Source organism: Nonomuraea sp. NPDC049784, assembly GCF_040659615.1.
Classification (GTDB): domain Bacteria; phylum Actinomycetota; class Actinomycetes; order Streptosporangiales; family Streptosporangiaceae; genus Nonomuraea.
The window spans coordinates 1-10,833 of the sequence record NZ_JBFAMX010000336.1 but is presented as its reverse complement, the minus strand read 5'-3'; the positions used below and the strand labels follow the sequence as shown (position 1 = coordinate 10,833).

Sequence of the window (10,833 nt, the reverse complement as noted above, 5' to 3'; positions counted from 1 at the left end):
GTTGACGGCGGTGGGCCGGGCGGCGCGGAGCCTGGCGATCTGCGCGGCGTCGCCGTCGGCCAGCACGACGCCGAGCGCCCCGGCCACGCCGAGCGCGGGCGCGCCGCGCACGGCCAGCCGCTGGATGGCGTCCACCAGATCGTCCACGGTGTGGATGCGCAGCATCACGCACTTGTCCGGCAGCAGGGTCTGGTCGACGAGCTCGATGGCGCCGTCCACCCAGTCGATGGTCCTCACACCGCAAATGTACGACTCAGCGCTCCGCCAGGACGATCACCGAGTCCCTCGCATGGAGCACGATCGACTCGGACTTGTCCGGGTTGAGAACGATGCCGTAGTGCGGGGGGTTGTTGCGTGCCTGAGCGCTGCGGTAGCCGATGGCGGTCTCGCCCCTGCGCCTGGCGGACTCCACGACCGTGGAGAACGTCACCCGCGTTCCCGTCTCCACGTACGAGCCGGCAGGACGGGGGTAGATCTCCGAGCCGCGCGAGTCGAACAGGTAGCCGAACACCTCGGCCAGGTGCCGGTTCTCGGCGAGCTGGGCGAGGAGCAGGCCGATGACGGTGTCGCTGATCACGATGTCGTCGGCCTCGGTGACCTCGGCCAGGGCGCGGTTGTTCTCGTCGTGCATCTCGCTGACGATCGAGTAGTGCTCGCCGAGCGCGCTCTGCATGTCGCGGAGCTGGAGCAGCGTCATGAGCGTGCGCGTGTCGGAGTGGCGGGGGTCGAAGCGGTCGTCGGAGAGCACGATGACGTGCTGGAAGAGGCCGACGCCGAGCGACTCGAGGGCGTACCTGTCGGTGGTGTCGCAGTCCTTGACGTTCACGGTGAGGTTGCGCAGGCCGGCGAGACCCGTGCCCGCCTTGGGGTGGTCGGCGGCGATCTCCAGGACGGAGCCGGGGGCGACGTAGCCGTCGAGGTAGCGGACGATCTGCTCGGCCCGGCCGTTCCAGTTGAGCAGCAGCGTGCGCTCGGGCTCGGTGGGCGGCGCCTCCGCCTCGACGACGGCGGCCTCGTCCAGGGACGGCTTGCCGGCGGCCAGTCGGATGTGGGAGTCGTCGTGCGCGATGACGATGACCTGGTCGTCGGCGTTGACGACGGTGTCCATGGGCGGGTTCAGCACGACGCCGGCCGGCTGGCGCAGGCCGATGACGGAGGCGGTCTGGTACGCGTGCAGCGCCTCGCCGTACGTGATGCCGACGAGCTTCTTGGGGGTGCGCAGGTAGATCTCGCCGCCGTCGAAGTTCAGCAGGTCCATGCAGACGACGGACATGCCGGACTGGCGCGAGGACTGCACGATGAGCCTGGAGGCGGTGTCGTCGGAGTCGACCAGGTGCACGTCCCGGCCGCCGGCCAGCCGGGCGGCGGCGATGTTGCGGCTGGAGGTGAGCCCGGCGACCACCGGCGGGTGCATGCCGCTGCGCTTGGCCAGGGCGAGCAGGATCTTGATGACGTGCGCGTCCGGGTCCTCGCCCTCGGGCGAGAGCACGACGACGGAGCGGGCGGTGGCCAGATTCATCAGCGCGAGGTCGCGCGGCTCGGTGGGCCGCCCCGTGCGGCAGACCAGGCGGGTCCTGCCGAGGTCGCCGACGGCCTCGCGGATGTCCTCTTCCATGGCGAGTTTGTCACGTTCCGCCAGGACGGCGATGACCGAACCCTTCTGGCTGGCGTGCGCCTTGACCAACTCGGCCACGATCGTGAACACCTGGTCCGACCAGCCGAGCACCACCGTGTGGCCGGACTCGACGATGCGCGAGCGCCCCCTGCGCAGGCGGTCCACCTTCTGCTTGAGCCCGTTCGACAGCAGGCCCACGAGCATGCTGACGATGAACAGGCCGCCGAGCGAGCCGGCGAACATCACGGCCATGTACGCCGTCGAGCCCTTGTCGCTGGCGACCTTGCTCGGGGTCAGCGCGTGCATGAGCGCGATCCAGAGCACGTGCCCGGGGCCGTTCACGCCGTCCGGCTCGTCGGGCGCGAGCCAGAGCGTGAGCCCCGCCACGATCACGATCAGCGCCAGCGAGACCACGGCCAGCCAGCCGATCAACGAGGCGGTGCCCTTGGACATGGTGTTGTCGAACCAGTAACGCGCCCGTTCACGGAACGTAACCTTCGACACTTTCCCCGATACCTCCGCGTAAGGAGCGATTTAACCCAGCGACCCAAGGTACCGGTCGATCTTGGTGTGCGCATGGAGACCGGTAACGTATCGGCCATGGCGAGCCCCCTGGCACCAGACGATCCGGCGTCCCTGGGCAGCTACCGCCTGTCCGGCCGGCTCGGGGAGGGCGGGCAGGGCGTGGTCTACCTCGCCCACTCCTCGCATGGCGAACCGGTCGCGATCAAGCTGCTGAGCGCGGGCGACAAGGAGACGCGGGCCAGGCTGGCCCGCGAGCTGGAGGCACTGGAGGGCATCGCCTCCTTCTGCACGGCGCGAGTGCTCGACGTCTCGACCGGCGGGCCGCGGCCGTTCGTGGTGAGCGAGTACGTGGACGGCCCCTCGCTGGCCGAGCGGGTGCGCGAGCGCGGCCCTCTGCACGGAGGTGACCTCGAGCGGCTGGCGGTCGGCGCGGCCACGGCGCTGGCCGCCATCCACGCGGCCGGGATCGTGCACCGGGACTTCAAGCCGGCCAACGTGCTGCTCGGCCCCGACGGGCCCAGGGTGGTGGACTTCGGGATCGCCCGGGCGGAGGGGGCGGCCACGCTGACGTCCGGCCTGATCGGCACCCCCGCCTACCTGGCGCCCGAGCAGATCAGCGGGTCACCGGCCGCGCCCGCCTCCGACGTGTTCGCCTGGGCCGCGTCGATGCTCTACGCGGCCACGGGCACGAGCCCGTTCGGGGCGGACACCGTGCCCGCCGTGCTGCACCGGGTGCTGCACGCGGAGCCGGACCTGTCGCCGCTGCCGCCACGCCTGCGCGGGCTGATCGCCTCCTGCCTGGCCAAGGACCCGTCCCGCCGCCCCACGGCCCAGCAGCTCATGGTGTCCCTGGTCACCCCCCACGCTCCCGGGATCCAGGGCGGCACCACCCCACAGACCCCAGGAGCCCGGCACGGCGACACCCCACAGGCCGCCTGGGCTCGGGGCGGCGGCCCTCCGACGGCGCCACGTCACGACCAGCCGGGGCGGCGTCACCAGGAGACGGACACCCGGGAGTCGCGGCGCGCCCGGTCGCGAGGCCTGCTCATCGGTGCCTTGGCGGCGGTGACGGCCCTGGCCGCGGCGGCCGTCGCCACGACCCTGTACCTCAACCGCACCCCGACCCCGCCCTCGCAGGAGGACGACCACTCGGCCTCGGCCACCATGTCCTCCTCGTCGACCTCCTCGTCCGCCACCGGCGCCCCGGCCACCGCGTCCTCGCCGGCCACCGGCGCCCCTGCCGCCAAGGGGGACCTGAAGATCCCCGCCTCATTCGCGGGGACGTGGACGGGCCACACCACCAGCACGAACCCCATGGACACCGACGGCGCGGACAACACCGTGGTGCTGAAGCCCGGGGCGTCCACCGCGTCGTGGAGCGAGAAGAACCCGCCCGACACCTGCCGTGGGACGATAACGCTGACCAAGGTGGAGGAGGCGCAGCTGACGTTCTCGCTGGGGGCGAACGAGGGCGGCTGCATCGCGGGTACCATCTGGCTCGCCAAGAAGGGCGACACACTGACTTATACGTGGCGGGACGACCCGGGCCTCAACGTCGTCACCCAAACCGGCACGCTCCAAAAGAGCCAGCCTTAAGCTGATTTTTCGACTAAAACCCTTCGACATGTGACGGCTAAAGATTGGATCATTACCGTTATGTCCGTGATTAGGGAGGTGCCGTTCCCCAGCCCGGAGTCTTCTGAGCTCCCCATGAACATCTGGATCGACGACGCCGACTCAGCCATCGACGTCATCGACGCCCTGGCGCTGTCGCCGTTCGCGACGGGCGCGCAGCCATGGTCCCGCCTGGCCAACCTGGAGCGCGTACGCCCCGACGCCCCGCTCAGCCCCGCCGGCGGGCGCGTCCTGCGTACCGCGCGGGTCGAGGACGGGTCGGAGTCGCGGCTCATCTGCGGCGACGGCTGGACCCTGCGTGTCGTTCGCCACCGCAACCGCACGGCCACCGTCAGCGTGACGGCGGTGAACGAGGAGCTGGCCAAGAGCGTGCTCGCGGAGAGCATCGAGGGCGCCGAAGAGGCCATGCCGGAGGTCGACCACGTCGAGATGGGCTTCTGGTGGCGCGGCATGCACGGCGGCACCCGCTCGGAGAAGCCGATCACGGCACAGGCCTGGGATGAGATCAACAAAAACTACTCGGCGAAGGTCCGCCCGGCCCTCGACAGGCTCATGTCGATCACCCCTGCCGACGTGAACGGCCGCCTCATCCTCCTGCACGGCGAGCCGGGCACCGGCAAGACCACGCTGCTGCGCACGCTCGCCAAGCAGTGGCACGACTGGTGCCAGGTGGACTGCGTGCTCGACCCCGAGCGCCTGTTCAACGAGCCCGGTTACCTGATGGAGGTGGCCGTCGGCTACGACTCGGACGAGGACACGCAGCGCTGGCGGCTGCTCGTCCTGGAGGACTGCGACGAGCTGATCAGCTCGGGCGCCAAGGCCCAGGCGGGCCAGGGGCTGTCGCGCCTGCTCAACCTGACCGACGGCCTGCTCGGCCAGGGCCGCGACGTCCTGGTGGCGATCACCACGAACGAGGACCTCGCCCGCCTCCACCCCGCCGTCGTCCGCCCCGGCCGGTGCCTGGCGCAGGTGGAGGTGGGGCCGCTGACCAAGGAGGAAGCCGTCGCGTGGCTCGGCTCGCCGAAGGGGGTGAGCCCGTCGGGGGCGACGCTGGCGGAGCTGTACGCCCTGCGCGCGGGCCGCGAGATCGCCTCCCAGCCGGGCGACGAGTCCACCGGCCTGTACTTGTGACCCGTCGGCGGCCGCCCGCTACATCACCGGGCGGCCGCCCTCACATGCGGTCACGGGGTCAGCATGGTCACGCGGGCGGCGATCCTGGCCGCCAGCACATGCTTGCACGGCCCGCGCGACCCCCGGTGGTCGTACCACCAGGGGCACGTGCACTCCCCCTCGGCGATCCGCACCCGCCGCACCCCGCCGTCCGTGGTCACCTCGGCCGTCTCCCCGAGCAGCCGCACGGCCCCCGAGTCCGCCAGCGCGCGGGCGGCGGTCAGGCGGGGGTTCAGCTGGGCCACCTGCTCCCTGTCGTAGGGCAGCTCCCGGTGGAAGTGTGCCGCCTCGTGCAGGTCGTAGCCGACCCGGCCGGCCGTGCCGAGCTGCGTGAGCGCGGCGCGTACGCGTCCGGTGGAGAGGCCCGAGCGGTCGGCGAGCAGCCCCAGCTCGACCGTCGGCTCGAAGTTGAGCAGCATGCCCACCACGTCGGCGTCGCCCGCGGCCTCGTCGCCGGCCAGGTCGGACAGCACCGCCCCCTCGCCGGAGAACCCGCGCCACGGATCCGGTGAGACGGCCAGCGTGTAGCGCATGCCGGGCAGCTCCAGCTCCCAGGCGCTCGCGGGGGACGAGCCGTCGGCGGGGCCGTAGACGCGCAGCGCCTTGGCGAACCTGAGCAGCGGCATCAGCGTGGCCAACCGTCCGGTGCCCGACAGGCGGACGCCGCCGCGCGCGGGGCCGCCGGACAGACGCAGGTCGCGGCCGGCGGGGACGGCCCAGACCGCGGCGCGGGCGCCCCGGGGCAGGGAGCGCAGGAAGCGTACGGCGTGCGGACCGGCCAGCTCGGCCCGCAGGTCGAACCCGGCCGCGATCACCTGCACCTCCGCGAACCCGCGCAGCCACCGCGACGGCAGGGACACCTTCTTCTCCACGACCGCGCCGTCGAGCGTGGTGACCGTCAGCTCGTCGGGCCCGACGCCCAGGTGGAGCGGATCCCTGCCGCCCACCCTGGCGAGGGCCTCGCGCAGCGGGCCGTTGACGTCGACGTTGGTGGTGCCCCGGTCGAGCACATCGCCCTCGAGTTCCAGCACGTCGAGCCGGGCATAGACGCCGCCGCACGCCGAGAACGACTCGAACCGCAGCCGCCCGCCGTCGCAGGTCACCACCGGGTCGCGGGTCCAGCCGGGCCTGGGCTGGTGGTAGCGGGCGAGCGCCACGTCGGCCACGGCCAGCAGCCCGGCCGCGGCCGGAGCCGGGTGGGACAGCAGCCCGCTGAAGAACCGGGGATGCGTCCGCGGCCCGGACAACGCCGTGCCGCCGGAGGTCGAGAGGGCGAGCCTGCCGCCGTCGAGCACGGAGGGGCCCGCGTAGGCATACGCCTGTACCGCCTGGGTCATGGCCCGAACCATAGAGATCAGCACCGACACAATCGGGCCGGTACGTAAACCATCCGATGTGCGACACGGAGTGCGAAACCACAATATGGCTGGTGCTCACCGTCGATCTGACCCACGTCGCCTTCGCCCGCTTCGCCGTACCCGCCGGCGATTCGTGGACCGGCGAGGAGCGTCAGATCGGGTTCCCCGCCACGCAGCTCGTGGCCTCGTGGACCGCGCGCACCCCGCCGGGCTCCTGGATCGAGGTGGCGCTGCGGGCCAGGACCGCGCGGGGCGATCTCACCAAGTGGTACGTCATGGGCCGCTGGTCGGAGCACGGCGATCCGCGCACGTCCGTCCCCGGCCAGGGCGACGAGGACGGGGACGTGGCGGTGGACACGTTCGTGGCCCGGCGGCCGGTGGTGTCGTACCAGGCGCGGGTGGCCTCTCACGGCACGGGCGCCCGCGTGACGGGATTGGGCGTGATGGCCTCGGCCGTGCCGCAGCGGCCGGTCGTGCCCAGCGTCCCCGGCGCGGCGGTTCCGGTGGAGCTGGCGGTGCCCCGGCACTCGCAGTACGCGCACGCCGGGCACCACCCGCGGTGGGACGGTGGTGGCGCCAACTGGTGCAGCCCGACCTCGATGGCCATGGTGCTCGGCTTCTGGGGCCGCGGCCCCGGCCCCGCCGAGCTGACCTGGGTGGGGGACGGCGACCCGGCGCCGGTGGTGGACCACGCGGCCATGGGCACGTACGACGAGAGCTACCAGGGCACCGGCAACTGGCCGTTCAACGTGGCGTACGCGGGGCGGTACGGGCTGGCCGGGTTCGTGACGCGGCTGCGGTCGGCGGCGGAGCTGGAGGCGTTCGTACGTTCCGGGATCCCGGTGATCACCTCGCAGTCGTTCAAAGCACACGAGCTGCCCGGCTCCTGCTACTCCACCAACGGCCACATCCTGGTCGTGACCGGCTTCACGGCCGGGGGCGACGTCATCGTGAACGACCCGGCCGCGCCGGACGACGCTTCGGTTCGAAGGGTCTATCCGCGGGCAGCGTTCGAGAACGTGTGGTTGAGGAGCTCGGGCAGCGGGGGCATCGCGTACATCCTCCACCCGCCCGAGCATCCCCTTCCTCCTTGTACCAACGGCAATTGGTGAGTTGATGAGCATTCGACCGATCGATGTGGCCCGTACCGACGGCGGCCCGCAGTGGGTGGAGGCCGTGGCCACACCCTCCGGTGTGGAGGTCTGGTGGGACGAGCCGCGCCCGCACGAGGGCGGGCGGCGCTGCGTGGTGCGCCGCCTCCCGGACGGCTCCCGGATGGACGCGTTGCCGCCGGGCTGGAACGCGCGCAACCGGGTGATCGAGTACGGCGGCCGCTCCTGGCGCCCGCTGCCGGGCGGCGGCCTGGTCTTCACCAACTGGGCGGACCAGCGTCTCTACCGCCTCGACGCCCCCGCTCCGGCCGCGCGGGCTGATGTCCTCTCGGAGACGAGTGGCACAGCGCAGGCGCCCAGCCCCGCCCATGGGACAGAGGGCGCGGCGCCGGGAGCCGGGGCGGCGGGCGATGCTCGGGCCGGCGTGCCGGTGCCGCTCACCCCGGAGGGGCCGGCACGCTACGCGGACCTCTACCTCCCTCCGGGCCGGAACGAGGTGTGGGCCGTGCGCGAGACCGACGACGTGCGCGACCTGGTGGCGGTGCCCCTCGACGGCGGCCCCGTCAGGATGATCGTCAAAGCCCAGCACTTCCTCATGAATCCCCGTATCTCCCCCGACGGCCGCCATGTCGCCTGGATCGGCTGGGACCACCCGAACATGCCGTGGGACGGCACCGAGCTCTGCGTGGCCCCCCTGCGGGAGGACGGCACGGCAGGCGAGTACCGGGTGGTCGCCGGAGGCCCCGAGGAGTCGGTCGCGCAGGCCGAGTGGCGCGACGGCACGAGCCTGTACGCGGTGACCGACCCCACCGGCTGGTGGAACGTCCACCTCGTCCACCTCGACGGCTCCCCCTCCCGGAACCTCACCCCGATCGAGCAGGAGTTCGGCTCGGCGGCGTGGAAGCCCGGCATGACGTACCTGGCCATCGCGGACACGGGCGAGCTGGCCGTCGTCTACGGCACCCCCGACCACCGCCGCCTGGGCGTGCTGAACCCGGAGACCGGCGGCCTGCGGGAGATCGGCGGCCCGGCCACCTACTGGTCGTCCACCGTGTCGGTCGCGGGCGGCAAGGTGGCGGCCGTGGGGGCGACCCCGTACACGCCGCTGGAAGTGACCCTCATCGACCTCGATGACGGCGGCGCGCGCGAGATCGTTTCGCCCCCCAAGCCGCTCCCGGACCGCGACCTGCTCCCCACCCCGGAGGCCGTGACGATCGAGGGCGTGCACGCGCACCTCTACCCTCCGTCCGGCGCCCAGGGCAGCCCCGGCCCGTACGTGATCTTCGTGCACGGCGGCCCGACCGGCAACCTCCCGATCGTGCTCGACCTGGAGATCGCGTACTTCACCAGCAGGGGCATCGGCGTGGCCGTGGTCAACTACGGCGGGTCGACGGGGTACGGCCGGGCCTATCGCGAGCGGCTGCGCCACCAGTGGGGCGTGGTGGACGTACAGGACTGCGCCAAGGTGGCCCGGGGCCTGGTCGAGCTGGGCCGGGCCGACGCCTCGAAGATCGCGATCCGCGGCGGCAGCGCCGGTGGCTGGACCACGGTGGCGGCGCTCGTGCACAGTGACGTGTTCGCGGGCGGGGTCGCGCACTACGCGATCACCGACCCGGAGAGCTGGGCGGCCGAGACGCACGACTTCGAGTCCCGGTACCTGGACGGGCTGGTGGGCCCGCTGCCCGAGACGCGGGACCGCTACACCGAGCGCTCCCCGCTCCTGAACGCCTACCGCGCCTCAGGCCCGTGCCTCATGCTGCACGGCCTGGAGGACGCGATCGTGGACGTGGGCCAGGCCGAGCGGTTCACTGCCGAGCTGGACAAACACGGCAAAGAGTGGGCCTTGCTCACCTACCCCGGCGAGCAGCACGGCTGGCGCAGGGAGGAGACTATCGTCGCGGTGCTGGAGGCCGAGCTGGCCTTCTACGGGCTGATCTTCGACATGGAGACGCCCGAGGTGCCGCCTCTGACACTGAAGGGAAGAGCGTGAAGAGCGTTGCCGAGATCTGCTCGGATCTCATCAGGTTCGACACCACCAATCCGGGCTCGGGCGAGCGGCCGGCGGCCGAGTACGTGGCCACGCTGCTGGCGGACGCGGGCATCGAGCCGGTGGTGTTCGAGTCGGCGCCGCGGCGGACCACCGTCGTGGCCAGGATCGATGGCGACTCCCCCGACGCGCTGCTGGTGCACGGCCACCTGGACGTGGTGCCCGCCGACCCGGCCGAGTGGCGGATGCACCCGTTCTCGGGCGAGATCACGGACGGCTGCGTGTACGGGCGGGGCGCGGTCGACATGAAGGGCTCGTGCGCGATGACGCTCGCGACCGTGCTCGACCTGGCCGCCCGCGGCGTACGCCCGAAGCGCGACCTGGTGGTGGCGTTCCTGGCGGACGAGGAGGCGACGGGCGACTACGGCTCGCGGCACGCGGTGACCGAGCACCGGGAGCTGTTCGACGGCGTCACGGAGGCGATCAGCGAGTCGGGCGGCTTCAGCGTGGCCTCCGGCGAGCACCGGGTCTATCCGATCGCGGTCGGCGAGCGCGGCACCGCCTGGATGAAGCTCACCGCGCACGGCGTGGCCGGCCACGGCTCGCGGCCTCCCGTGGACAACCCGGTCGCCACGCTGGTGCACGCGCTGTCGCGGGTGGCCTCCCACCAGTGGCCGGTACGCCTGACGCCGTCGGTCGCGGCGCTCGTCCAGAGCCTGTCCGAGATCACCGGCCGGCCGATCGACCTCGACCGCCTGGACGAGGAGGCCGCCCGGCTCGGCCCGCTGGGCAGCCTGTTCAAGAGCCAGATCCGCAACTCGGCGAACCCGACGATGCTGGACGCGGGATACAAGGTGAACGTCGTGCCCTCGACGGCGGAGGCGCACGTGGACGGGCGCTACATGCCGGGGATGCAGGAGGAGTTCCTGGAGACGATCGACGCGCTGCTCGGGCCGAAGATCACCCGCGAGTTCGTCAACCTGGAGGACGCGCCCGACGCGCCGTACCCCTCGGCGTTCTTCGACACGCTGGCAGGCGCGCTCGTGGCCGAGGACCCGCTCGCCCGGCCGGTGCCGTACGTGATGGCCGGCGGCACGGACGCGAAGTCCTTCGCCAGGATCGGCATCAAGGGGTACGGCTTCGCGCCCCTGATGCTGCGGCCGGATCTGGACTACTTCGGGATGTTCCACGGCAAGGACGAGCGGGTGCCGGTGGAGGGCCTGGAGTTCGGCACCCGCGTCCTCACCCGCCTCCTCGCCTGACCGCCCACCGCCTCATTTCGGCGGGCCGAACCACGTGGTGAGCGCGTCGCCGATGCCGTCGCGCTCACCCGCCCAGGCGACGTAGCCGTCGGGCCGCACGAGCAGCACGCCACCGCCCTCATGCGAGCCCGGCGCGCTGGCTGGCAGCGCGCCTGGTGCGGCGGCGGGC

8 protein-coding genes and 1 pseudogene are annotated in these 10,833 nt (G+C 72.2%); 5 read left to right on the top strand and 4 right to left on the bottom strand.

What is annotated here, in order from left to right; all coding sequences use genetic code 11:
• Both AB0J09_RS41520 and AB0J09_RS41515 read right to left on the bottom strand, forming a co-directional pair.
• Positions 1-237: pseudogene (locus AB0J09_RS41520) on the bottom strand (S-methyl-5-thioribose-1-phosphate isomerase); the annotation flags it as partial.
• 16 nt (positions 238-253) lie between these two features.
• On the bottom strand, positions 254-2,119 hold the full coding sequence (locus AB0J09_RS41515; protein ID WP_360703694.1) for a potassium transporter TrkA: 1,866 nt from the start codon (positions 2,117-2,119) through the stop codon (positions 254-256).
• A gap of 96 nt (positions 2,120-2,215) precedes the next feature.
• On the opposite strand from AB0J09_RS41515, the gene AB0J09_RS41510 reads away from it, so the two are divergent.
• Together AB0J09_RS41510 and AB0J09_RS41505 are read left to right on the top strand one after the other, a co-directional pair.
• Positions 2,216-3,736, top strand: a complete 1,521-nt coding sequence (locus AB0J09_RS41510) for a serine/threonine-protein kinase (protein ID WP_360703691.1) — start codon at positions 2,216-2,218, stop codon at positions 3,734-3,736.
• A gap of 60 nt (positions 3,737-3,796) precedes the next feature.
• Positions 3,797-4,906 (top strand): DUF5925 domain-containing protein, encoded by a 1,110-nt coding sequence (locus AB0J09_RS41505; RefSeq protein WP_360703688.1) that lies wholly within the window; start codon positions 3,797-3,799, stop codon positions 4,904-4,906.
• A gap of 50 nt (positions 4,907-4,956) precedes the next feature.
• Here the strand turns inward: AB0J09_RS41505 and AB0J09_RS41500 are convergent, their stop codons facing one another.
• Positions 4,957-6,282: an SWIM zinc finger family protein gene (locus AB0J09_RS41500; RefSeq protein ID WP_360703685.1), complete on the bottom strand. Its 1,326-nt coding sequence runs from the start codon at positions 6,280-6,282 to the stop codon at positions 4,957-4,959.
• A gap of 92 nt (positions 6,283-6,374) precedes the next feature.
• Here AB0J09_RS41500 and AB0J09_RS41495 point away from each other — a divergent pair, with 92 nt between their 5' ends.
• Genes AB0J09_RS41495 through AB0J09_RS41485 form a run of 3 tightly spaced genes read left to right on the top strand, consistent with a single transcriptional unit; the run spans position 6,375 to position 10,664 of the window.
• The gene (locus AB0J09_RS41495; protein ID WP_360703682.1) at positions 6,375-7,415 is read left to right on the top strand and encodes a C39 family peptidase; all 1,041 of its coding nucleotides are present in this window, start codon (positions 6,375-6,377) and stop codon (positions 7,413-7,415) included.
• A gap of 4 nt (positions 7,416-7,419) precedes the next feature.
• Positions 7,420-9,405 carry a prolyl oligopeptidase family serine peptidase gene (locus AB0J09_RS41490; protein WP_360703679.1) on the top strand — a complete coding sequence of 662 codons (1,986 nt, stop codon included), beginning with the start codon at positions 7,420-7,422 and terminating at the stop codon, positions 9,403-9,405.
• Positions 9,402-10,664 carry a M20/M25/M40 family metallo-hydrolase gene (locus AB0J09_RS41485; protein ID WP_360703676.1) on the top strand — a complete coding sequence of 421 codons (1,263 nt, stop codon included), beginning with the start codon at positions 9,402-9,404 and terminating at the stop codon, positions 10,662-10,664. The genes AB0J09_RS41490 and AB0J09_RS41485 overlap by 4 nt, the downstream gene beginning before the upstream one ends.
• A gap of 12 nt (positions 10,665-10,676) precedes the next feature.
• Here AB0J09_RS41485 and AB0J09_RS41480 read toward each other — a convergent pair whose 3' ends face one another.
• A complete protein-coding gene (locus tag AB0J09_RS41480) occupies positions 10,677-10,811 on the bottom strand; it encodes a hypothetical protein (RefSeq protein ID WP_360703697.1) in 135 nt (44 codons plus the stop codon).
• Positions 10,812-10,833 lie beyond the last annotated feature (22 nt).

Excerpts from the sequence above, each read along its gene's own strand:
- AB0J09_RS41510 (WP_360703691.1), top strand. The coding sequence starts at position 2,216 with ATGGCGAGCCCCCTGGCACCAGACGATCCGGCGTCCCTGGGCAGCTAC.
- AB0J09_RS41505 (WP_360703688.1), top strand. The coding sequence starts at position 3,797 with ATGTCCGTGATTAGGGAGGTGCCGTTCCCCAGCCCGGAGTCTTCTGAG.
- AB0J09_RS41500 (WP_360703685.1), bottom strand. The coding sequence starts at position 6,282 with ATGACCCAGGCGGTACAGGCGTATGCCTACGCGGGCCCCTCCGTGCTC.
- AB0J09_RS41490 (WP_360703679.1), top strand. The coding sequence starts at position 7,420 with ATGAGCATTCGACCGATCGATGTGGCCCGTACCGACGGCGGCCCGCAG.